Source organism: Leclercia sp. Marseille-Q4284 (genome assembly GCF_916618945.1).
Classification (GTDB): domain Bacteria; phylum Pseudomonadota; class Gammaproteobacteria; order Enterobacterales; family Enterobacteriaceae; genus Enterobacter; species Enterobacter tamurae.
On record NZ_CAKAKG010000001.1, the window covers coordinates 815,911 to 838,515 of the forward strand.

The window sequence follows — 22,605 nt, forward strand, 5'->3', positions numbered from 1 at the left end:
TTACGCTGCCATGTGCAACAGGAGTCGAAAGATGGAAATGACCCACGCTCAACGTCTGATTTTATCTAACCAGTACAAAATGATGACGATGCTTGATCCCGACAACGCCGAGCGCTATCGCCGCTTGCAGACTATCGTCGAACGTGGTTTCGGTTTACAGATGCGCGAGCTGGATCGCGAGTTTGGCGAACTTAAGGAAGAGACCTGTCGTACCGTTATCGACATCATGGAGATGTACCACGCCCTGCATGTTTCATGGACTAACCTGAAAGATGCCCAGACCATCGACGAACGTCGTGTCACCTTCCTGGGCTTTGATGCGGCCACCGAATCCCGTTACCTGAGCTATGTCCGCTTTATGGTTAATGTGGAAGGGCGCTACACCCATTTCGATGCCGGTACCCATGGCTTTAACGCCCAGACCCCGATGTGGGAAAAGTATCAGCGGATGCTCAGCGTATGGCACGCCTGCCCGCGTCAGTACCATCTGAGCAGCAATGAGATTCAACAAATTATTAACGCCTGACGGAGGTTGATGTGCAGTGTAAAGGTTTTCTGTTTGATCTGGACGGTACGCTGGTCGATTCGTTACCGGTGGTGGAGCGCTCCTGGTGTCGCTGGGCCGACCGGCATGGCATCGACCATCAGGAGGTGCTGAATTTTATCCATGGCAAACAGGCCATAACCTCTTTACGGCACTTTCTCCAGGGGAGAAGCGAAGCAGAGATCCAGGCGGAGTTTACCTGGCTTGAGCAGGTTGAAGCCACCGATACCGAGGGTATCACCGCGCTGCCGGGGGCGCTTGCGCTGCTCAAACACCTGAATGAAGCGGGGATCCCGTGGGCTATCGTCACCTCCGGCTCGGTTCCTGTGGCCCATGCCCGGCACAGAGCGGCAGGGTTGCCGGTACCGGAGGTGTTTATCACCGCAGAGCGGGTGACGCGCGGCAAGCCGGAGCCCGATGCCTTTTTACTCGGCGCGAAGCTGCTGGGGCTGGCGCCAGAAGCGTGCGTGGTGGTGGAAGATGCCGCCGCTGGTGTGCTGGCAGGTCTTAATGCCGGCTGCCATGTCATCGCCGTCAATGTTCCCGCCAACTCGCCGCGTCTGCAGGAGGCCGACCTCGTGCTCAGCACGCTGGAGGCCGTCGCCGTCAGCCGTACAGCCGACGGGAATGTAACCGTCTCCCAAAAAATGTAATCCCATGATATAGCCCCACATTGTTGGGGCTTTTTTATGGCACTATCGGCGTCACTCTCTTCTGACAAGGATCTGTTTTGAACGGTGAACTTATTTGGGTCTTAAGCCTGCTTCTTATCGCGATTATTCTGTTTGCGACCGGCAAAGTCCGCATGGATGCCGTGGCCCTGCTGGTGATCGTGGCCTTTGTGCTCAGCGGCACCTTAACCCTCCCGGAAGCCTTCTCTGGCTTTAGCGATCCCAACGTTATTTTAATTGCCGCTCTGTTTATCATCGGCGACGGCCTGGTGCGCACCGGCGTGGCGACCAGTATGGGCTCATGGCTGGTCAGCGTGGCGGGCAACAGCGAAACCAAAATGCTGATCTTTTTGATGCTTACCGTCGCCGGGCTGGGGGCGTTTATGAGCTCCACCGGGGTGGTGGCAATCTTTATTCCGGTGGTGCTGAGCGTCTCGATGCGCATGCAGATCTCGCCCTCGCGCCTGATGATGCCGCTCAGCTTCGCCGGGCTTATCAGCGGCATGATGACGCTGGTGGCCACGCCGCCGAACCTGGTGGTCAACAGTGAACTGCTGCGTGAGGGGCTGGAAGGCTTTGGCTTCTTTAGCGTGACGCCGCTGGGGCTGGTGATCCTTGTGCTGGGTATTATCTATATGCTGCTGACCCGCTTTGCCCTGAAGAGCGACAAGCAGGATAAACCTCGCGACGGCTGGAAGCGCCGCACCTTCCGCGATCTGATCAAAGAGTATCGCCTCACCGGACGGGCGCGTCGTCTGGCGATCCGCCCCGGCTCACCGCTGATCGGTCAGCGTCTGGACGATCTCAAACTTCGCGAACGCTACGGGGCCAACGTTATTGGTGTGGAACGCTGGCGTCGTTTTCGCCGGGTGATTGTGAACGTTAACGGCGTATCGGAGTTTCGCGCCCGGGACGTGCTGCTGATTGATATGTCCTCCGCGGATGTCGATCTGCGCGACTTTTGCAGCGAACAGTTGCTGGAGCCGATGGTTCTTCGCGGGGAGTACTTCTCCGATCAGGCGCTGGACGTGGGGATGGCGGAGGTGTCGCTGATCCCCGAGTCGGAGCTGCTCGGCAAAACCATCCGCGAAATAGGCTTTCGTACCCGTTACGGTCTGAACGTGGTGGGGTTAAAACGCGACGGTGTAGCGATGGACGGCTCGGTGGTGGACGAGCCGCTGGAACTGGGGGATATCTTCCTGGTGGTGGGCAACTGGAAGCTGATCACCCAGTTGGGTCAGAGAGGTCGCGATTTTGTGGTGCTCAATTTACCTATCGAAGTGAGCGATGCCTCTCCCGCCCACAGCCAGGCGCCGCACGCCATTTTCTGTCTGGTGTTGATGGTCGCCCTGATGCTGACCGACGAAATTCCTAATCCGGTGGCAGCGATCGTGGCCTGCCTGCTGATGGGCAAATTCCGCTGTATCGACGCTGAAAGCGCTTACAAAGCAATTCACTGGCCGAGCATCATTTTGATTGTCGGCATGATGCCCTTTGCGCTGGCGCTGCAAAAAACCGGTGGGGTCGATTTGGTGGTGAAAGGGTTGATGGAGCTGGGGGGCGGCTACGGCCCTTACATGATGCTGATGTGTCTGTTTGTCATGTGCGCCACCATCGGGCTGTTTATCTCCAACACCGCAACCGCGGTCCTGATGGCACCCATTGCGCTGGCGATGGCGAAATCAATGGGGGTATCGCCTTATCCCTTTGCGATGATGGTGGCGATGGCCGCGTCAGCCGCCTTTATGACGCCGGTCTCGTCACCGGTTAACACCCTGGTGCTGGGACCCGGCAAATACAGCTTCAGCGACTTCGTGAAGCTCGGCGTGCCCTTTACCATTCTGGTGATGGTGGTGTGTGTGGTGATGATCCCGGTGTTGTTCCCGTTTTAAAGCAGCGGGATACGGTTTTGTAGGCCGGGTAAGGCGCAGCCGCCACCCGGCAACACATTACAACGGCGAATCCTGGCTGATCTCATCCAACGACAGCTGGAAGCTCGGAACAAACACCTGCATAAAGTAGTCCATCTCCTGACTGCGGCGCGCCTCAAGGGTCTTTTCGAGGCGGGTTTTCGCCAGTAAAAACTCATGATTGCCGGCTGAAAGCTCTTCCAGACATTTCAGGTAGGCGCAGAGCGCGTCCGCCTGCTTGACGATCGACCGATCCTCTTCGCTGTAGCTCTGCTCGTCAATCAGCGGTTCGAAGATATCCCGCAGCTCTTCCGGCACCATATCGACCAGTTTTTGCTGAGCGATTTTCTCGATCGCTTTGTACTCCTGGGCAATTTGCGAATTGAAGTACTTCACCGGGGTCGGCAGATCGCCCGTCAGTACCTCAGAGGCATCATGGTACATCGCCAGCAGGGCGATACGTTCGGCATTGACCTGGCCGTTAAACTTGCGGTTTTTGATGGCTGCCAGCGCGTGGGCCACCATGGCAACCTGCAGACTATGCTCGGAGACGTTCTCGGTACGCACGTTACGCATCAGCGGCCAGCGATTAATCAGTTTCAGGCGGGAAAGATGGGCGAAGAAATGACTCTGACTCATAAGTTACCTTTGGTCTTGCACAGCGACAGGTTTCATTGTGAGGGGAGGGGCGGTGAGATGCAAATCGGGCTGCCAGTGGCAGCCCGAGGGTCATATTACTGATGGTATCCGCCGAGGAATCGCCCGAAGCGGCTGATGGCCATCTCCAGTTCATCCTCACGCGGCAGGGTAACGATGCGCACATGGTCCGGCCACGGCCAGTTAAATGCGGTGCCCTGCACCAGTAACACCTTTTCCTGCAGCAGGAAATCGAGGACCATCTTCTGATCGTCAAAGATGTTGAAGCGTTTGATATCAATTTTCGGGAACATATAGAGCGCGCCGTTTGGCTTCACGCAGGAGACGCCCGGAATATCGTTAATCAGCTCCCAGGCGCGTTGACGCTGCTCATACAGACGCCCGCCAGGCACGATAAATTCACTGATGCTCTGATAGCCGCCGAGTGCCGTCTGGATCGCATGCTGGGCCGGTACGTTGGCGCACAGACGCATGGAGGCCAGCATCTCCAGACCTTCGATATAGCCTTTGGCATGTTTCTTCGGCCCGTTCAGCACCATCCAGCCCTGACGGAAACCGGCGACGCGGTAGGTTTTGGACAGCCCGTTAAAGGTGACGGTCAACAGATCCGGCGCCAGCGCCGCAATGGAGTGGTGCTGCGCCGCGTCGTACAGGATTTTGTCGTAAATCTCGTCCGCGAAGATGATCAGGTTATGCTGGCGGGCCAGCTCGACAATCTCCAGCAGTAGCTCTTTAGAATAAACGGCACCGGTTGGGTTGTTCGGGTTGATGATGACGATCCCGCGGGTGCGCGGGGTGATTTTGGCTCGAATGTCATCCAGGTCCGGGAACCAGTCAGCGGATTCATCACACAGGTAGTGCACCGCTTTACCGCTGGAGAGCGACACCGCCGCGGTCCACAGCGGATAATCCGGTGCCGGAACCAGCATTTCGTCACCGCTGTTCAACAGGGCCTGCATCGCCTGGACGATCAGCTCGGAAACACCGTTACCAATATAGATATCTTCTACGGTGACATCGCGCATGCCCTGCGCCTGATAGTGCTGCATGATGGCTTTACGCGCAGAGTAAAGGCCTTTGGAGTCGCTGTAGCCTTGCGCCGTCGGCAGGTTGCGGATCACATCAACCAGAATTTCATCCGGTGCATCAAAACCAAATGGCGCCGGGTTGCCGATATTGAGCTTAAGTACTTTATTACCTTCTTCTTCGAGACGTTTTGCCTCTTTAAGAACCGGGCCACGAATGTCGTAACAAACGTTATCTAACTTGCTGGATTTTTCGATGGGTGACATGAATCTTTAACCTTTTCGCTGTTATTGCTACTTCCTGCCGTGGAAGTTAGCACGGAACAATGTACTCCTCGCTTGGCCGATTTTGAAGCGTTGGCAGAAGAAGATTTTGTCCATTCCCCGAAAGTGATATTGAAATTTTTAACTGTTTTTTAACTTTGCTTACATTTTATGGGCCATATTTTTATTGTTATTTGGTGATTTATTTTGGTTGTAGCGTATTAAAATGGATTTTACGCTGTAAAAAAGCCGCGTATTGAGCGACTTAGGCTGGCAGTGCTACAGTTTCCTACAGGAACATTTCGTAAAAGCTGAATGAAATGCAGTAGCGTTTACTTCCCTGCCTTTTTATATAAAGGTTGCCCGTGTGAATTTAATGTTAAGTATTATTAATCATTAAGTCTTGATCGAATTATTAGTTATTTCCAAATAAAGGCGAAATCGCAACTTTCGTTAATATAAATAAAATTAGTTTAGCGAGTTATCAATCAGGTTAAATCACTGGAAACGCAATAAGGCTTATAAATAAAAAGGTTTTAGGGTAAGATGTCACTGAGTTTAGCGAAGAAAGATAACAGGTCACTCCAGGCCTTGATACGTTAGCCTTTAATAGTTTATTGTTATTGTTAGAATTATCTCTGCCTTGAGAAGTTAAGTGACACCATTGCTGCTTAACCTGTACTGCGATAAAGTTGACGTTGGAAATGCATCTTCTTTTATGGAATTTACATCATCCGGCAAACATCTATATATCTCGAACGTTGTTGAGAATAAAAATATCGTCAGATAAGTTGTTTCTGACCACTGATATACCCAGCACAATTACATTACGCAGGCACAATGCCAGACCGGGACGTCAGAGGATTTTTTTCAGAAGGAACTGTATTACTTTTACGCACACAGCTTAAACCCGGGGCAGCTCCGTACGAGCAACCTGTAAGTGAAAAGATATGATTAATGCAAATCGTCCGATACTGAATCTCGACCTCGATCTGCTGAGAACCTTTGTGGCGGTCGCCGATCTGAACACCTTTGCTGCTGCCGCGGCCGCAGTTTGCCGTACCCAATCTGCGGTCAGTCAACAAATGCAACGACTGGAGCAACTGGTGGGTAAAGAGCTTTTTGCCCGTCATGGCCGCAATAAGCTGTTAACGGAACACGGGATTCAGCTGCTGGGTTATGCCAGAAAAATCCTACGTTTCAATGATGAAGCATGTACATCCTTAATGTTTAGTAATCTGCAGGGTGTCTTAACTTTAGGTGCGTCTGATGAGTCGGCGGATACTATTCTGCCGTTCCTGCTCAACCGCATCAGTTCGGTTTATCCGAAACTTGCGCTGGATGTCAGGGTTAAACGCAATGCCTATATGGTCGATATGCTGCAGGAGCAGGAGGTCGATCTGGTGGTCACTACTCACCGTACCGGCCAGTTTAACAGTCTGACGCTGCGTACTTCGCCGACGCACTGGTACTGTGCCGCAGAATTTTCTCTGCAGCGCGGGGAGCCGGTTCCGCTGGTGCTGCTGGACGATCCCAGCCCGTTCCGCGACATCGTGCTGGCCACGCTCAATGCCGCCAACGTGCCATGGCGACTCGCTTATGTAGCCTCAACGCTGCCTGCGGTTCGCGCAGCGGTGAAAGCGGGGCTTGGCGTCACGGCACGCCCGGTTGAGATGATGAGTCCGGATTTACGGGTATTAGGGAAAGCGGATGGATTGCCTGCGCTGCCGGATACGGAGTATATGCTGTGCCACAACCCGCTCAGCAATAATGAACTGGCGCAGACCATTTTTAACGCCATGGAAAACTACGACAACCCCTGGCAGTACAACAATGTTACTCCGCAAGGGGGGGGCGACTCCCTGGTGACAGAGCGCGATTTCGAGTAAACGAATCACTCATAATCTGATAACAATTGTACCAACGAAAAAGAACCACTGCGGCTGATGACCAGCAAAGTGGTTCTTTTTTTGCATATGCCCCCTGCTGTTGACCTTATTTTTTCGACAATCTTGTGCTTTATCAAACCGATAGTTGTCCATCCTGCCTTGCAAAACCTGCTTCCCCGCTTCTCTCTAATGTCAATGGGCATGTTAAAAAAGCAGCAAAGATGTTGCCGTTTTTTTGATTGAATTAACAAAAGCGTGTCACAGATCAAGAAAATACTCCTCTTTGGGGGGAGGAATCAGCGGCAAATCCTGTCAAAATAGACGGGTAATCTTTGTATTAGATTGCTACGGACTCGATTCAACACCCCCACGCCGGAACGCGCCTCACACTTTTTGAGGGTAAAGGGCATTAAATGTTAATGAAGATCGACCGATGTAATCTAATGTGAAGAAACTTTTGTTAAAGTTGACAAAAGGTTATAGAAAGGAGTAAAAAACCACATCATTTTGCTGTCTATGTCTCATTTTTCGACAGTTAGTGTACGGTTATTTGTTCCTCCCCATGAATCGATGTGATGCCCATCTGCCAGAAAGAGCAGGGTTTTCAGGTATCACTTTTGATGAGTAAGCAATGAGTATGTCAACATCCACAGAAGTCATCGCTCATCACTGGGCATTCGCAATCTTTCTTATCGTTGCCATTGGCCTGTGCTGCCTGATGCTTATCGGCGGCTGGTTCCTCGGCGGTCGCGCCCGGGCAAGGCACAAAAACACGCCATTTGAATCGGGTATCGATTCGGTAGGTACCGCGCGTTTACGCCTGTCCGCCAAGTTCTATCTGGTGGCCATGTTCTTCGTCATCTTTGATGTGGAAGCGCTTTACCTGTTCGCATGGTCGACCTCCATTCGTGAGAGTGGCTGGGTAGGCTTTGTCGAGGCCGCAATTTTCATTTTAGTGTTACTGGCCGGTCTGGTTTATCTGGTGCGTATCGGCGCGCTGGACTGGACACCTGCACGTTCACGCCGTGAACGTACCAACCCGGAAAACAGTATCTCTAATCGTCAGCAGTAACAGCGAGGCAATAAGATGGATTATACGCTCACCCGCATAGATCCTAACGGTGAGAATGACCGTTACCCCCTGCAAAAGCAGGAGATCGTAACCGACCCCCTGGAGCAAGAAGTCAATAAAAGCGTGTACATGGGCAAGCTCGAAAATGCCATGCACGATATGGTCAACTGGGGTCGTAAGAACTCCATCTGGCCATACAACTTTGGCCTTTCTTGCTGCTACGTTGAAATGGTGACGTCATTCACTGCGGTGCATGACGTTGCGCGTTTTGGTGCAGAAGTACTGCGTGCCTCTCCGCGTCAGGCTGACCTGATGGTGGTAGCGGGAACCTGCTTTACCAAGATGGCGCCGGTCATTCAGCGTCTGTACGACCAGATGCTCGAGCCTAAATGGGTTATCTCCATGGGTGCTTGTGCAAACTCTGGCGGTATGTACGACATTTATTCTGTTGTGCAAGGTGTAGATAAGTTCATCCCGGTGGACGTTTACATCCCGGGCTGCCCACCGCGTCCAGAAGCCTATATGCAGGCTCTGATGCTGTTGCAGGAGTCGATTGGCAAAGAACGCCGTCCGCTCTCCTGGGTCGTGGGCGACCAGGGCGTGTACCGCGCTAACATGCAGTCCGAACGCGAGCGTAAACGCGGCGAACGTATTGCAGTGACCAATCTGCGTACACCGGACGAAATTTAATTTGCGCCTGTGGGCATGGAGATAACCTTCGCATATCACTATTCAAATAGCGCGAAGCCACGCCCGACAGTCACCACGGACCTTTTGCAATGGTGAACACTATGACCGACTTAACCGCGCAAGACGCCGCCTGGCAAACACGGGATCATCTGGATGACCCGGTCATTGGCGAACTGCGCAACCGTTTTGGGCCGGATGCCTTTACTGTTCAGGCCACCCGCACCGGGGTACCCGTTGTTTGGGTGAAGCGTGAGCAGTTACTGGAAGTGGTTGATTTCCTAAAGAAACTGCCTAAACCTTACGTTATGCTGTTTGACTTACACGGCATGGACGAACGTCTGCGTACTCACCGCCACGGTTTACCCGCGGCGGATTTTTCCGTTTTCTACCACCTGCTCTCAATAGACCGCAACACGGATATCATGCTCAAGGTGGCGTTGTCTGAAAACGACATGCATCTGCCGACGATCACCAAACTTTTCCCGAACGCCAACTGGTATGAGCGTGAGACCTGGGAAATGTTCGGCATGACCTTTGACGGTCACCCGCACCTGACGCGCATCATGATGCCGCCAACCTGGACCGGTCACCCGCTGCGTAAAGACTACCCGGCGCGCGCCACCGAATTCGACCCGTTTGAGCTGACCAAAGCCAAACAGGATCTGGAGATGGAAGCGCTGACCTTCAAGCCGGAAGACTGGGGCATGAAGCGCGGTACCGACAACGAGGACTTCATGTTCCTCAACCTCGGTCCGAACCACCCGTCTGCGCACGGTGCATTCCGTATTATTCTTCAGCTTGATGGCGAAGAGATTGTCGACTGCGTGCCTGATATCGGTTACCACCACCGTGGTGCTGAGAAGATGGGCGAGCGTCAATCCTGGCACAGCTACATTCCGTATACCGACCGTATCGAGTACCTCGGCGGCTGCGTAAACGAAATGCCATACGTGCTGGCCGTTGAGAAACTGGCGGGTATCACCACCCCGGATCGCGTTAACGTGATCCGCGTGATGCTGTCAGAACTGTTCCGTATTAACAGCCACCTGCTGTATATCTCCACCTTCATTCAGGACGTCGGCGCGATGACCCCGGTCTTCTTCGCCTTTACCGATCGTCAGAAAATCTACGATCTGGTGGAAGCGATTACCGGTTTCCGTATGCACCCGGCCTGGTTCCGTATCGGCGGTGTGGCACACGATCTGCCGCGCGGCTGGGACCGTCTGCTGCGTGAATTCCTTGACTGGATGCCGAAGCGTCTGGCGTCGTACGAGAAAGCCGCGCTGCGTAACACTATCCTGATTGGCCGTTCTAAAGGCGTTGCTGCCTATGGCGCGAAAGAGGCGCTGGAGTGGGGTACAACAGGTGCAGGTCTGCGTGCCACCGGTATTGATTTCGACGTGCGTAAAGCCCGTCCTTACTCTGGCTACGAGAACTTCGACTTTGAAGTCCCGGTTGGCGGCGGTGTATCCGACTGCTACACCCGCGTGATGCTGAAAGTGGAAGAGCTGCGCCAGAGCCTGCGCATCCTTGAGCAGTGCCTCAATAACATGCCGGAAGGCCCGTTCAAAGCGGATCACCCGCTGACCACGCCGCCACCGAAAGAGCGCACGCTGCAGCATATCGAAACCCTGATCACGCACTTCCTGCAGGTTTCCTGGGGCCCGGTCATGCCGGCGCAAGAATCCTTCCAGATGATCGAAGCGACTAAGGGTATCAACAGTTACTACCTGACCAGCGACGGCAGCACCATGAGCTACCGTACTCGTGTGCGTACGCCAAGCTTCGCGCACCTGCAGCAGATCCCGGCCGCCATTCGCGGCAGTCTGGTCTCCGACCTGATTGTGTATCTGGGTAGTATCGATTTTGTTATGTCAGATGTGGACCGCTAATTATGCACGAGAATCAACAACCACAAACCGAGGCTTTTGAGCTGAGTGAAGCAGAACGTGCCGCCATTGAGCACGAGATGCACCACTACGAAGACCCACGTGCGGCGTCCATTGAAGCGCTGAAAATCGTACAGAAACAGCGTGGTTGGGTGCCGGATGGGGCGATCTATGAGATCGCAAAAGTGCTGGGTATTCCGGCAAGTGACGTAGAAGGCGTAGCCACGTTCTACAGCCAGATCTTCCGTCAGCCGGTTGGCCGCCATGTGATCCGCTACTGTGACAGCGTCGTTTGTCACATCACCGGTTATCAGGGCATCCAGGCCGCTATCGAGAAAAAGCTCGATATCAAGCCAGGGCAGACCACCTTTGATGGTCGCTTTACCCTGCTGCCAACCTGCTGCCTGGGCAACTGCGACAAGGGGCCGACCATGATGATTGATGAGGACACTCACAGCCATCTGACGCCGGAAGCCATTCCTGACCTGCTGGAGCAGTACAAATGAAAACTGTAATTCGTACTGCTGAGACTCATCCGCTGACCTGGCGTCTGCGCGATGACAAACAGCCGGTATGGCTTGAAGAATACGAGAGCAAAAACGGCTACGCCGGGGCGCGCAAAGCCCTGAGCGGTATGGCGCCGGACGAGATCGTTAATGCGGTAAAAGACGCTGGCCTGAAAGGGCGCGGCGGCGCAGGCTTTTCCACCGGTCTGAAGTGGAGCCTGATGCCGAAAGACGAATCCATGAACATCCGTTACCTGCTGTGTAACGCCGATGAAATGGAGCCTGGCACCTATAAAGACCGCCTGCTGATGGAGCAGCTGCCGCACCTGCTGGTGGAAGGCATGCTGATCTCCGCGTTCGCGCTGAAAGCCTACCGCGGCTACATCTTCCTGCGTGGCGAGTACATCGAAGCAGCAGAAAACCTGCGTCGCGCGATTGCCGAAGCCACTGAAGCGGGTCTGCTGGGCAAAAACATTCTCGGCACCGGTTTTGACTTCGAGCTGTTCGTGCACACCGGGGCAGGGCGTTATATCTGTGGTGAAGAGACCGCGCTGATTAACTCCCTCGAAGGCCGCCGTGCTAACCCGCGTTCCAAGCCACCGTTCCCGGCGAGCTCCGGCGTATGGGGTAAACCGACCTGCGTTAACAACGTCGAAACCCTGTGTAACGTTCCGGCCATCCTCGCTAACGGCGTGGAGTGGTATCAGGGCATCTCTACCAGTAAAGATGCCGGTACCAAGCTGATGGGCTTCTCCGGTCGCGTGAAGAATCCTGGCGTCTGGGAACTGCCGTTTGGCACCACCGCCCGTGAGATTCTGGAAGACTACGCCGGTGGCATGCGTGATGGCCTGAAATTCAAAGCCTGGCAGCCGGGTGGGGCAGGGACGGACTTCCTGACTGAATCCCATCTCGATCTGCCAATGGAATTCGAAAGCATTGGTAAAGCAGGCAGCCGTCTGGGTACGGCGCTGGCGATGGCCGTCGACCACGAGATCGGCATGGTACCGCTGGTGCGTAACCTGGAAGAGTTCTTCGCCCGTGAGTCCTGCGGCTGGTGTACACCGTGCCGTGATGGTCTGCCGTGGAGCGTGAAGATCCTGCGTGCTATCGAGCGTGGCGAAGGCCAGCCTGGTGATATCGAGACACTTGAGCAACTGTGTCGATTCCTGGGCCCGGGCAAAACCTTCTGTGCGCATGCGCCAGGTGCGGTTGAGCCGCTGCAGAGCGCGATTAAATATTTCCGCGACGAATTCGAAGCAGGCATCAAGCAGCCGTTCAGCAATACCCATTCAATCAATGGTATTCAGCCGAACCTGTTGAAAGCGCGCTGGTAAAAACAGAATTTTGATTAACGCTCGAAGTTAATTCGAGCCAACTGGAAGCATGCTAATGGCTACGATTCATGTAGACGGCAAAGAATACGAGGTCAATGGCGCGGACAACCTGCTGGAAGCTTGTCTGTCCCTCGGCCTTGATATTCCGTATTTTTGCTGGCATCCGGCGCTGGGGAGCGTCGGTGCTTGCCGCCAGTGTGCGGTGAAGCAATATCAAAACGCGGAAGACACGCGTGGTCGCCTGGTGATGTCCTGTATGACGCCAGCCACCGAAGGTACCTTTATTTCTATCGACGATACGGAAGCGAAACAGTTCCGTGAAAGCGTGGTGGAGTGGTTGATGACCAACCACCCGCACGATTGTCCGGTCTGTGAAGAGGGCGGTAACTGCCACCTTCAGGATATGACCGTGATGACCGGGCACAGCTTCCGTCGTTACCGTTTCACCAAGCGTACCCACCGTAACCAGGATCTGGGGCCGTTCATCTCTCACGAAATGAACCGCTGCATCGCCTGCTACCGCTGCGTGCGTTACTACAAAGACTACGCCGACGGCGAAGATCTGGGCGTCTATGGCGCACATGACAACGTCTACTTCGGTCGTCCGGAAGACGGTGTGCTGGAGAGCGAATTCTCCGGTAACCTGGTCGAAATCTGTCCGACCGGCGTCTTCACCGATAAAACGCACTCCGAGCGTTACAACCGTAAGTGGGACATGCAGTTTGCGCCAAGCATCTGCCAGCAGTGCTCCCTCGGCTGTAACACCAGCCCGGGTGAACGCTATGGCGAACTGCGTCGTATCGAAAACCGTTACAACGGTACCGTTAACCACTACTTCCTCTGCGACCGCGGTCGTTTCGGCTATGGCTATGTGAACCTGAAAGACCGTCCGCGTCAGCCGGTTCAGCGCCGTGGCGACGACGTCATCACCCTGAACGCCGAGCAGGCGATGCAGGGCGCGGCGGACATTCTGCGCCAGTCGAAGAAAGTGATCGGTATCGGCTCCCCGCGTGCCAGCGTCGAAAGCAACTTCGCGCTGCGTGAGCTGGTGGGTGCGGATAACTTCTACACCGGTATCGCTCAGGGCGAGCAGGAACGTCTGCAGCTGGTGCTGAAAGTGCTGCGCGAAGGCGGGGTTCATACTCCGGCCCTGCGCGAAATCGAATCCTATGATGCGGTTCTGGTATTGGGTGAAGATTTAACCCAGACCGGCGCTCGCGCTGCCCTGGCGGTTCGTCAGGCGGTGAAAGGGAAGGCGCGTGAAATGGCAGCGGCCCAGAAAGTGGCTGACTGGCAGATCGCAGCGATCCTCAACATCGGTCAGCGCGCCAAACATCCGCTGTTTGTCACTAACGTCGACAATACCCGTCTGGACGACATCGCGGCCTGGACCTACCGTGCCCCGGTTGAAGATCAGGCGCGCCTCGGCTTTGCTATCGCTCACGCGCTGGACAGCAGCTCCCCGGCCGTTGAACTGGATCGCGATCTGCAGAACAAGGTTGACGTGATCGTGCAGGCGCTGGCCGGTGCGAAGAAACCGCTGATCATTTCCGGTACTAACGCCGGTAGCGCAGAGATCATTGAAGCGGCTGCCAACGTGGCTAAAGCCCTGAAAGGTCGCGGTGCTGACGTTGGCGTGACCATGATTGCCCGTGCGGTAAACAGCATCGGTCTGGGCATGATTGGCGGCGGCTCTCTGGAAGAAGCGTTAAGCGAACTGGAATCCGGTTCTGCTGACGCGGTGGTGGTGCTGGAAAACGACCTGCATCGTCATGCTTCTGCTGCCCGCGTAGATGCCGCTCTGTCTAAAGCGCCGCTGGTGATGGTTATCGACCATCAGCGCACGGCAATCATGGACAAAGCGCATCTGGTGCTCTCTGCGGCAAGCTTCGCCGAAAGCGACGGCACCGTGGTGAACAACGAAGGCCGCGCCCAGCGCTTCTTCCAGGTTTATGACCCGGCCTACTACGACAGCAACATCGTGATGCTGGAAAGCTGGCGTTGGCTGCACTCCCTGCACAGCACCGTGCTGAGCCGTGAAGTGGACTGGACCCAGCTCGACCACGTGATCGACGCTGCCGTGGCACAACTGCCGCAGCTGGCAGGCATTAAAGATGCGGCACCGGAAGCCAGCTTCCGTATTCGCGGCCAGAAACTGGCCCGTGAACCACACCGCTACAGCGGTCGTACCGCGATGCGTGCCAACATCAGCGTGCATGAACCGCGCCAACCGCAGGACAAAGACACCATGTTCGCCTTCTCGATGGAAGGGAACAACCAGCCGTCTGCACCGCGTTCGCAGATCCCATTCGCATGGGCGCCAGGCTGGAACTCCCCGCAGGCATGGAACAAGTTCCAGGCGGAAGTGGGCGGTTCTCTGCGTCACGGCGATCCGGGCGTACGTCTGTTTGAAGCAAGCGAAACCGGTCTCGAGTTCTTCTCCACCGTGCCGGCACGCTTCCAGGCGGAAGAGGGCAACTGGCGTATTGCACCGTACTACCATCTGTTTGGTAGCGACGAAATGTCCCAGCGTTCCCCGGTCTTCCAGACCCGTATGCCGCAGCCGTACATCAAGCTCAATCCGGCAGATGCCGCGAAGCTTGGCGTCAACGCAGGCGCGAACATCAGCTTTAGCTATGAAGGCCAGACAATCAGCCTGCCGCTGATTATCTCTGAAGGTCTGACAGCAGGGCAGGTGGGTCTGCCGATGGGTCTGCCTGGCATCGCGCCAGTGCTGGCGGGTGCGCGCCTTGATAACCTGCAGGAGGCAAAAGCATGAGTTGGTTTACGCCCGATCTTATCGACATCCTGCTGAGCATCCTGAAAGCGGTTGTTATTCTGCTGGTGGTCGTTACCTGCGGCGCGTTCATGAGCTTTGGTGAACGTCGTCTGCTCGGTCTGTTCCAGAACCGTTACGGACCGAACCGCGTGGGCTGGGGTGGTTCACTCCAGCTGGTCGCGGACATGATCAAGATGTTCTTTAAAGAGGACTGGGTCCCGCGCTTCTCGGATCGCGTGATCTTTACTCTGGCACCGATGATCGCCTTTACCTCGCTGCTGCTGGCGTTTGCTATCGTTCCGGTCAGCCCGACCTGGGTTGTGGCGGATCTGAACATCGGGATCCTGTTCTTCCTGATGATGGCAGGCCTCGCGGTCTACGCGGTGCTGTTCGCCGGCTGGTCCAGTAACAACAAATACTCCCTGCTGGGTGCGATGCGTGCGTCTGCGCAGACCCTGAGCTACGAAGTGTTCCTGGGTCTCTCCCTGATGGGCGTGGTGGCGCAGGCCGGTTCATTCAACATGACCGACATCGTCAACAACCAGGCCGACATCTGGAACGTGATCCCGCAGTTCTTCGGTTTTGTGACCTTTGCTATCGCGGGCGTGGCGGTGTGTCACCGTCACCCGTTTGACCAGCCAGAAGCCGAACAGGAACTGGCCGACGGTTACCACATTGAATATTCCGGCATGAAGTTCGGTCTGTTCTTTGTGGGCGAGTACATCGGTATCGTCACCATTTCCGCGTTGATGGTAACGCTGTTCTTTGGTGGCTGGCATGGCCCGTTCTTACCGCCGTTCATCTGGTTCGCGCTGAAAACCGCGTTCTTCATGATGATGTTCATTTTGATTCGTGCGTCCTTACCGCGTCCGCGTTATGACCAGGTAATGTCCTTCGGCTGGAAAGTGTGCCTGCCGCTGACGCTCGTCAACTTGTTGGTAACGGCGGCTGTCATTCTCTGGCAGCAGCCATAAGGGGCTTTAGACCATGACCTTGAAAGAAATTTTGGTAGGCACCGGCACCCAGTTGCGCAGCATCTGGATGATCGGCCTGCACGCGTTTGCCAAACGCGAAACCCGGATGTACCCGGAAGAGCCGGTATATCTGCCGCCGCGCTACCGTGGCCGTATCGTGCTGACGCGCGATCCGGACGGTTCGGAGCGCTGCGTTGCCTGTAACCTGTGTGCGGTAGCCTGTCCGGTCGGCTGTATCTCTCTGCAAAAAGCCGAGACGGTAGACGGTCGCTGGTACCCGGAGTTCTTCCGCATCAACTTCTCACGCTGCATCTTCTGCGGTCTGTGTGAAGAAGCGTGCCCGACCACGGCGATTCAGTTGACCCCGGACTTCGAGCTGGGCGAATACAAGCGTCAGGATCTGGTGTACGAAAAAGAGGATCTGCTGATTTCCGGTCCGGGCAAATACCCGGAATATAACTTCTACCGGATGGCGGGTATGGCAATCGACGGCAAAGATAAGGGCGAAGCAGAGAACGAAGCCAAGCCTATCGACGTCAAGAGCCTGTTACCGTAAGGAGAGGGGCAATGGAATTCGCTTTTTATATCTGTGGCCTGATCGCCATCCTGGCTACGCTGCGAGTGATTACGCACACCAACCCGGTGCATGCGCTGCTCTATTTAATCATTTCGCTGCTGGCCATCTCCGGGGTGTTCTTTGCGCTGGGCGCACACTTTGCGGGTGCGCTTGAAATCATCGTTTACGCCGGGGCCATTATGGTTCTGTTCGTCTTCGTGGTGATGATGCTGAACCTCGGCGGCTCGGAAATCGAACAGGAACGTCAGTGGCTGAAACCGCAGGTGTGGATTGGTCCGGCAATTTTGTCGGCCATCATGCTGGCGGTGATCGTTTACGCCATTCTGGGCGTTAACGACCAGGGTATCGACGGTACGCCAATCAGCGCCAAAGCGGTGGGTATCACCCTGTTCGGGCCATACGTACTGGCGGTTGAACTGGCCTCGATGCTGCTGCTGGCAGGCCTGGTCGTGGCATTCCACGTCGGTCGCGAAGAGCGTGCTGGCGAGGTGCTGAGCAACCGCAAGGACGACAGCGCGAAAAGAAAAACGGAGGAACGCGCATGATCCCTTTACAACACGGACTGATCCTCGCAGCGATTTTATTCGTGCTGGGCTTAACCGGTCTGGTTATCCGCCGCAATCTGCTGTTTATGCTGATTGGCCTGGAGATCATGATCAACGCTGCCGCGCTGGCCTTTGTGGTCGCCGGTAGCTACTGGGGCCAGACCGATGGTCAGGTGATGTACATTCTCGCCATCAGCCTTGCGGCTGCCGAAGCGAGTATTGGCCTGGCGCTGTTACTGCAGCTCCACCGTCGCCGCCAGAACCTGAACATCGATTCAGTAAGTGAGTTGCGTGGATGAACATGCTTGCCTTAACCATTATTTTTCCGCTGATCGGCTTCCTGCTGCTGGCATTTTCTCGCGGCCGCTGGTCTGAGAATCTGTCTGCAACCATCGGGATGGGCTCAATCGGTCTGGCTGCGCTGGTCACAGCGTATGCGGGTATCGACTTCTTCAGTAACGGACGTCAGGCCTACAGCGTGCCGCTGTGGACCTGGATGTCGGTCGGTGATTTCAACATCGGTTTCAACCTGGTGCTGGATGGTCTCTCTCTGACCATGCTCTCCGTGGTGACCGGCGTGGGCTTCCTGATCCACATGTTCGCCTCCTGGTATATGCGCGGTGAAGAGGGTTACTCCCGCTTCTTCGCCTACACCAACCTGTTTATCGCCAGCATGGTGGTTCTGGTGCTGGCCGATAACCTGCTGCTGATGTATCTCGGCTGGGAAGGCGTAGGTCTCTGTTCTTACCTGCTGATCGGTTTCTACTATACCGATCCGAAGAATGGCGCAGCGGCAATGAAAGCGTTCGTCGTGACCCGTGTGGGTGACGTCTTCCTCGCCTTCGCGCTGTTCATTCTCTACAACGAACTGGGCACGCTGAACTTCCGCGAAATGGTGGAACTGGCGCCAGCGCACTTCGAAGCAGGCAACAACATGCTGTGGTGGGCAACCCTGATGCTGCTGGGTGGTGCTGTGGGTAAATCCGCACAGCTGCCGTTGCAGACCTGGCTTGCTGACGCGATGGCGGGTCCAACCCCTGTCTCCGCGCTGATCCACGCCGCGACCATGGTGACCGCCGGTGTCTACCTGATTGCGCGTACCCACGGTCTGTTCCTGATGACCCCGGAAATCCTGCATCTGGTGGGTATCGTAGGTGCGGTAACGCTGGTGCTGGCAGGCTTTGCTGCGCTGGTGCAAACCGACATTAAACGCGTTCTCGCTTACTCCACCATGAGCCAGATTGGCTACATGTTCCTGGCGCTGGGCGTCCAGGCGTGGGATGCGGCGATTTTCCATCTGATGACGCATGCGTTCTTTAAAGCGCTGTTGTTCCTCTCGTCTGGTTCGGTGATCCTCGCCTGCCACCACGAGCAGAACATCTTCAAGATGGGCGGTCTGCGCAAATCCATTCCGCTGGTTTACGTCTGCTTCCTGGTAGGCGGCGCGGCGCTGTCGGCACTGCCGCTTATCACCGCGGGCTTCTTCAGTAAGGACGAAATCCTTGCGGGCGCCATGGCAAATGGTCATATCAATCTGATGGTTGCGGGTCTGGTCGGTGCATTCATGACCTCTCTGTATACCTTCCGTATGATTTTCATCGTCTTCCACGGTAAAGAACAAATTCACGCTCACGCAGGGAAGGGGATCACCCACCACCTGCCGCTGATTGTGCTGCTGGTACTCTCCACCTTCGTTGGCGCGATGATTGTGCCACCGCTGCAGGGCGTACTGCCGGACACCACCGAGCTTGAGCACGGTCGCGTTCTGACGCTTGAAATCACCTCGGGTGTGGTCGCCATTGCGGGCATCCTGATTGCTGCATGGCTGTGGCTCGGTAAACGTACGCTGGTAACTGCCGTTGCCAACAGCGCGCCGGGCCGTCTGCTGGGCACCTGGTGGTACAACGCGTGGGGCTTCGACTGGCTGTACGACATGATCTTCGTGAAACCTTTCCTCGGCATTGCGTGGCTGATTAAACGCGATCCGCTGAACTCACTGATGAACACCCCGGCAATCCTCTCCCGCTTTGCAGGTAAAGGCCTGCTGTTCAGCGAGAACGGGTATCTGCGCTGGTATGTGGCGTCCATGAGCATCGGTGCGGTTGTGGTGCTGGCGCTGCTGATGGTGTTGCGTTGATCGTTAAGTGAATTTAATTCGAATTCGTTGAAAATCAGGCCCCTTCCGGGGGCCTTAAAAAGGAATGCAAATCGCCATGTTACTACCCTGGCTAATATTAATTCCCTTTATCGGTGGGTTCCTGTGCTGGCAGACCGAACGCTTTGGCGTGAAGATGCCGCGCTGGATTGCGCTGATCACCATGGGATTGACGCTTGCGCTTGGCCTGCAACTCTGGTTGCAGGGCGGCTACTCTCTGACCCAGTCCGCGGGTATTCCGCAATGGCAGTCTGAATTCATTCTGCCGTGGATCCCGCGTTTCGGTATCACCATTCACCTGGCGATTGATGGTCTGTCGCTGCTGATGGTGGTGCTGACCGGTCTGCTCGGCGTTCTGGCGGTGCTGTGCTCCTGGCGAGAAATCGAAAAATACCAGGGCTTCTTCCACCTGAACCTGATGTGGATCCTGGGCGGCGTGATCGGCGTGTTCCTTGCCATCGACATGTTCCTGTTCTTCTTCTTCTGGGAGATGATGCTGGTGCCGATGTACTTCCTGATCGCGCTGTGGGGCCATAAGGCGTCCGACGGTAAAACGCGTATCACGGCGGCAACCAAGTTCTTCATCTACACCCAGGCGAGTGGTCTGGTGATGTTGATTGCCATCCTGGCGCTGGTGTTCGTGCACTACAACGCGACCGGCGTCTGGACCTTCAACTATCAGGACCTGCTGAAGACCCCGATGTCCCACGGCGTTGAATATCTGCTGATGCTGGGCTTCTTCATCGCGTTTGCGGTGAAAATGCCGGTGGTGCCACTGCACGGCTGGCTGCCGGATGCGCACTCCCAGGCACCAACGGCCGGTTCCGTTGACCTGGCGGGCATCCTGCTGAAAACGGCGGCCTACGGTCTGCTGCGTTTCGCCCTGCCGCTGTTCCCGAATGCCTCCGCAGAGTTCGCCCCGATTGCCATGTGGCTCGGCGTGATCGGTATCTTCTACGGTGCCTGGATGGCCTTCACCCAGTACGACATCAAACGTCTGATTGCCTACACCTCCGTCTCCCACATGGGCTTCGTGCTGATTGCTATCTACACCGGTAGCCAGCTGGCGTACCAGGGCGCGGTGATCCAGATGATTGCTCACGGTCTGTCTGCAGCCGGTCTCTTCATCCTGTGCGGCCAGCTGTATGAACGCCTGCACACTCGTGACATGCGTCAGATGGGTGGCCTGTGGGGCAAAATGAAATGGCTGCCAGCGATGTCGATGTTCTTCGCGGTGGCTACCCTGGGGATGCCGGGTACCGGTAACTTCGTCGGCGAATTCATGATCCTGTTCGGCAGCTTCAAAGTGGTGCCGCTGATCACCGTGGTCTCTACCTTCGGTCTGGTGTTCGCTTCGGTTTACTCCCTGGCGATGCTGCACCGCGCTTACTTCGGTAAAGCGAAGAGTGAAATCGCTGCCAAAGAGCTGCCGGGGATGTCGCTGCGCGAGCTGTTCATCATCCTGCTGCTGGTCGTACTGCTGGTGCTGCTGGGCTTCTATCCGCAGCCGATTCTGGATACCTCGCACTCCGCGATGGGTAACATCCAGCAGTGGTTTGTTAATTCTGCTTCTACTACAAGGCCGTAAATCGCCATGACAATAACTCCACAACAACTGATTGCGCTGCTACCGCTGCTGATCGTCGGATTGACGGTGGTGGTTGTGATGCTCTCCATTGCGTGGCGACGCAATCACTTCCTGAATGCCACGCTGGCGGTTCTGGGTCTGAACGCTGCGTTAGTCTCCCTCTGGTTTGTTGGCCAGGCGGGCGCGATGGATGTCACTCCGCTGATGCGCGTTGACGGCTTCGCCATGCTGTACACCGGGCTGGTGCTGTTAGCCAGTCTGGCGACCTGTACCTTTGCTTACCCGTGGCTGGAAGGCTACAACGACAACAGAGAAGAGTTTTACCTGCTGGTTCTGATTGCTGCCCTCGGCGGTATTCTGCTGGCGAATGCGAACCATCTGGCGGCGCTGTTCCTCGGTATTGAGCTGATCTCTCTCCCGCTGTTCGGCCTGATCGGTTATGCCTTCCGTCAGAAGCGCTCTCTGGAAGCGAGTATCAAGTACACGATCCTGTCTGCTGCTGCGTCGTCCTTCCTGCTGTTCGGTATTGCGCTGATCTATGCTCAGTCCGGGAACCTCTCCTTCATGGCGCTCGGCAAGAGCCTCGGCGACGGCATGCTGCACGAGCCGCTGCTGCTGGCGGGTCTGGGCATGATGATTGTTGGCCTCGGCTTTAAACTCTCTCTGGTGCCGTTCCACCTGTGGACGCCAGACGTTTACCAGGGCGCGCCGGCACCAGTATCCACCTTCCTGGCGACGGCGAGCAAAATCGCTATCTTCGGTGTGGTGATGCGTCTGTTCCTGTACGCACCGGTAGGCGAGAGCGAAGCGGTGCGTGTGGTGCTGGGTATTATTGCCTTTGTCTCCATCATCTTCGGTAACCTGATGGCGCTGAGCCAGACCAATATCAAGCGTCTGCTCGGTTACTCCTCCATCTCGCACCTGGGCTATCTGCTGGTGGCGCTGATTGCGCTGCAAAGCGGCTCCATGTCGATGGAAACCGTGGGCGTTTACCTGGCCGGTTATCTGTTCAGCAGCCTTGGCGCGTTCGGCGTGGTAAGCCTGATGTCCAGCCCGTACCGTGGCCCGGATGCGGATTCACTGTTCTCCTACCGTGGTCTGTTCTGGCACCGTCCGATCCTCTCTGCGGTGATGACGGTGATGATGCTCTCCCTGGCGGGTATCCCGATGACGCTCGGCTTTATCGGTAAGTTCTACGTGCTGGCCGTGGGTGTGCAGGCGGGTCTGTGGTGGCTGACGGCGGGTGTCGTTATCGGCTCCGCGATTGGTCTCTACTACTACCTGCGCGTTGCCGTGAGCCTGTACCTGAGTGCACCTCAGCAGCTCAACCGCGATGCGCCAGGCAACTGGCAGTACAGCGCCGGGGGTATTGTGGTGCTGATCTCTGCGCTGCTGGTACTGATCTTCGGTATCTATCCGCAGCCGCTGATTACCATCGTGCAGCACGCGATGCCGCTGATGTAGAAAACAAAAAACCCGCCTCGGCGGGTTTTTTTATGGTTTGCGCCCTCTCCCTGTGGGAGAGGGACGGGGTGA

General features: G+C 55.8%; 19 protein-coding genes. 17 read left to right on the forward strand and 2 right to left on the reverse strand.

The genetic code is table 11. The features are described 5' to 3' along the window. Positions 1-31 precede the first annotated feature (31 nt). The 3 genes from LG383_RS03775 (at position 32) to LG383_RS03785 (ending at position 3,107) form a co-directional block, all read left to right on the forward strand. Positions 32-526, forward strand: a complete 495-nt coding sequence (locus LG383_RS03775) for a YfbU family protein (protein WP_106996032.1) — start codon at positions 32-34, stop codon at positions 524-526. Positions 527-537: 11 nt separating this feature from the next. After that, on the forward strand, positions 538-1,197 hold the full coding sequence (locus tag LG383_RS03780; RefSeq protein ID WP_225758349.1) for a sugar phosphatase: 660 nt from the start codon (positions 538-540) through the stop codon (positions 1,195-1,197). A 77-nt stretch (positions 1,198-1,274) separates the two neighbouring features. Then, positions 1,275-3,107 (forward strand): SLC13 family permease, encoded by a 1,833-nt coding sequence (locus LG383_RS03785; protein WP_225758350.1) that lies wholly within the window; start codon positions 1,275-1,277, stop codon positions 3,105-3,107. 57 nt (positions 3,108-3,164) lie between these two features. Here the strand turns inward: LG383_RS03785 and yfbR are convergent, their stop codons facing one another. After that, on the reverse strand, positions 3,165-3,764 hold the full coding sequence (gene yfbR / locus LG383_RS03790) for a 5'-deoxynucleotidase (RefSeq protein WP_106996029.1): 600 nt from the start codon (positions 3,762-3,764) through the stop codon (positions 3,165-3,167). A 95-nt stretch (positions 3,765-3,859) separates the two neighbouring features. Then, positions 3,860-5,074 carry a pyridoxal phosphate-dependent aminotransferase gene (locus LG383_RS03795; protein ID WP_032612793.1) on the reverse strand — a complete coding sequence of 405 codons (1,215 nt, stop codon included), beginning with the start codon at positions 5,072-5,074 and terminating at the stop codon, positions 3,860-3,862. Positions 5,075-6,021: 947 nt separating this feature from the next. Between LG383_RS03795 and lrhA the strand changes: the two genes are divergently transcribed. From lrhA to nuoN, 14 genes are all read left to right on the forward strand, one after another. After that, complete coding sequence (lrhA, locus tag LG383_RS03800) at positions 6,022-6,960, forward strand: transcriptional regulator LrhA (RefSeq protein ID WP_225758351.1); 939 nt, start codon at positions 6,022-6,024, stop codon at positions 6,958-6,960. Positions 6,961-7,591: 631 nt separating this feature from the next. After that, positions 7,592-8,032 carry an NADH-quinone oxidoreductase subunit NuoA gene (nuoA, locus tag LG383_RS03805; RefSeq protein ID WP_166183049.1) on the forward strand — a complete coding sequence of 147 codons (441 nt, stop codon included), beginning with the start codon at positions 7,592-7,594 and terminating at the stop codon, positions 8,030-8,032. 15 nt (positions 8,033-8,047) lie between these two features. Further along, positions 8,048-8,722, forward strand: a complete 675-nt coding sequence (nuoB, locus tag LG383_RS03810) for an NADH-quinone oxidoreductase subunit NuoB (RefSeq protein WP_032612787.1) — start codon at positions 8,048-8,050, stop codon at positions 8,720-8,722. An 89-nt stretch (positions 8,723-8,811) separates the two neighbouring features. Continuing rightward, the gene (gene nuoC, locus LG383_RS03815; RefSeq protein WP_225758352.1) at positions 8,812-10,614 is read left to right on the forward strand and encodes an NADH-quinone oxidoreductase subunit C/D; all 1,803 of its coding nucleotides are present in this window, start codon (positions 8,812-8,814) and stop codon (positions 10,612-10,614) included. 2 nt (positions 10,615-10,616) lie between these two features. Continuing rightward, complete coding sequence (gene nuoE / locus LG383_RS03820; RefSeq protein WP_014071107.1) at positions 10,617-11,117, forward strand: NADH-quinone oxidoreductase subunit NuoE; 501 nt, start codon at positions 10,617-10,619, stop codon at positions 11,115-11,117. Further along, positions 11,114-12,451 carry an NADH-quinone oxidoreductase subunit NuoF gene (gene nuoF, locus LG383_RS03825; protein ID WP_225758353.1) on the forward strand — a complete coding sequence of 446 codons (1,338 nt, stop codon included), beginning with the start codon at positions 11,114-11,116 and terminating at the stop codon, positions 12,449-12,451. Before nuoE ends, nuoF begins: the two co-directional genes overlap by 4 nt. Before the next feature lie 55 nt (positions 12,452-12,506). Then, positions 12,507-15,230 carry an NADH-quinone oxidoreductase subunit NuoG gene (gene nuoG / locus LG383_RS03830; protein WP_225758354.1) on the forward strand — a complete coding sequence of 908 codons (2,724 nt, stop codon included), beginning with the start codon at positions 12,507-12,509 and terminating at the stop codon, positions 15,228-15,230. Further along, a complete protein-coding gene (gene nuoH, locus LG383_RS03835) occupies positions 15,227-16,204 on the forward strand; it encodes an NADH-quinone oxidoreductase subunit NuoH (RefSeq protein ID WP_106996023.1) in 978 nt (325 codons plus the stop codon). The genes nuoG and nuoH overlap by 4 nt, the downstream gene beginning before the upstream one ends. A 13-nt stretch (positions 16,205-16,217) precedes the next feature. After that, positions 16,218-16,760 (forward strand): NADH-quinone oxidoreductase subunit NuoI, encoded by a 543-nt coding sequence (nuoI, locus tag LG383_RS03840; protein WP_225758355.1) that lies wholly within the window; start codon positions 16,218-16,220, stop codon positions 16,758-16,760. Between the two features lie 11 nt (positions 16,761-16,771). Further along, on the forward strand, positions 16,772-17,326 hold the full coding sequence (gene nuoJ, locus LG383_RS03845; protein WP_106996022.1) for an NADH-quinone oxidoreductase subunit J: 555 nt from the start codon (positions 16,772-16,774) through the stop codon (positions 17,324-17,326). Continuing rightward, entirely contained in the window at positions 17,323-17,625 is a 303-nt protein-coding gene (gene nuoK / locus LG383_RS03850; RefSeq protein ID WP_032612773.1) for an NADH-quinone oxidoreductase subunit NuoK, read from the forward strand. Before nuoJ ends, nuoK begins: the two co-directional genes overlap by 4 nt. Next, positions 17,622-19,463 carry an NADH-quinone oxidoreductase subunit L gene (gene nuoL, locus LG383_RS03855; RefSeq protein WP_225758356.1) on the forward strand — a complete coding sequence of 614 codons (1,842 nt, stop codon included), beginning with the start codon at positions 17,622-17,624 and terminating at the stop codon, positions 19,461-19,463. The genes nuoK and nuoL overlap by 4 nt, the downstream gene beginning before the upstream one ends. Positions 19,464-19,539: 76 nt before the next feature. Beyond that, a complete protein-coding gene (nuoM, locus tag LG383_RS03860) occupies positions 19,540-21,069 on the forward strand; it encodes an NADH-quinone oxidoreductase subunit M (RefSeq protein ID WP_106996020.1) in 1,530 nt (509 codons plus the stop codon). A 6-nt stretch (positions 21,070-21,075) separates the two neighbouring features. After that, positions 21,076-22,533, forward strand: coding sequence for an NADH-quinone oxidoreductase subunit NuoN (gene nuoN, locus LG383_RS03865; RefSeq protein WP_106996019.1), 1,458 nt, complete (start codon positions 21,076-21,078; stop codon positions 22,531-22,533). Positions 22,534-22,605 lie beyond the last annotated feature (72 nt).

Bases quoted from the DNA above. Each gene is read 5' to 3' on its own strand.
- LG383_RS03775 (WP_106996032.1), top strand. From the start codon at position 32: ATGGAAATGACCCACGCTCAACGTCTGATTTTATCTAACCAGTACAAA.
- yfbR (WP_106996029.1), bottom strand. From the start codon at position 3,764: ATGAGTCAGAGTCATTTCTTCGCCCATCTTTCCCGCCTGAAACTGATT.
- LG383_RS03795 (WP_032612793.1), bottom strand. From the start codon at position 5,074: ATGTCACCCATCGAAAAATCCAGCAAGTTAGATAACGTTTGTTACGAC.
- lrhA (WP_225758351.1), top strand. From the start codon at position 6,022: ATGATTAATGCAAATCGTCCGATACTGAATCTCGACCTCGATCTGCTG.
- nuoA (WP_166183049.1), top strand. From the start codon at position 7,592: ATGAGTATGTCAACATCCACAGAAGTCATCGCTCATCACTGGGCATTC.
- nuoB (WP_032612787.1), top strand. From the start codon at position 8,048: ATGGATTATACGCTCACCCGCATAGATCCTAACGGTGAGAATGACCGT.
- nuoC (WP_225758352.1), top strand. From the start codon at position 8,812: ATGGTGAACACTATGACCGACTTAACCGCGCAAGACGCCGCCTGGCAA.
- nuoE (WP_014071107.1), top strand. From the start codon at position 10,617: ATGCACGAGAATCAACAACCACAAACCGAGGCTTTTGAGCTGAGTGAA.
- nuoF (WP_225758353.1), top strand. From the start codon at position 11,114: ATGAAAACTGTAATTCGTACTGCTGAGACTCATCCGCTGACCTGGCGT.
- nuoG (WP_225758354.1), top strand. From the start codon at position 12,507: ATGGCTACGATTCATGTAGACGGCAAAGAATACGAGGTCAATGGCGCG.
- nuoH (WP_106996023.1), top strand. From the start codon at position 15,227: ATGAGTTGGTTTACGCCCGATCTTATCGACATCCTGCTGAGCATCCTG.
- nuoI (WP_225758355.1), top strand. From the start codon at position 16,218: ATGACCTTGAAAGAAATTTTGGTAGGCACCGGCACCCAGTTGCGCAGC.
- nuoJ (WP_106996022.1), top strand. From the start codon at position 16,772: ATGGAATTCGCTTTTTATATCTGTGGCCTGATCGCCATCCTGGCTACG.
- nuoK (WP_032612773.1), top strand. From the start codon at position 17,323: ATGATCCCTTTACAACACGGACTGATCCTCGCAGCGATTTTATTCGTG.
- nuoL (WP_225758356.1), top strand. From the start codon at position 17,622: ATGAACATGCTTGCCTTAACCATTATTTTTCCGCTGATCGGCTTCCTG.
- nuoM (WP_106996020.1), top strand. From the start codon at position 19,540: ATGTTACTACCCTGGCTAATATTAATTCCCTTTATCGGTGGGTTCCTG.
- nuoN (WP_106996019.1), top strand. From the start codon at position 21,076: ATGACAATAACTCCACAACAACTGATTGCGCTGCTACCGCTGCTGATC.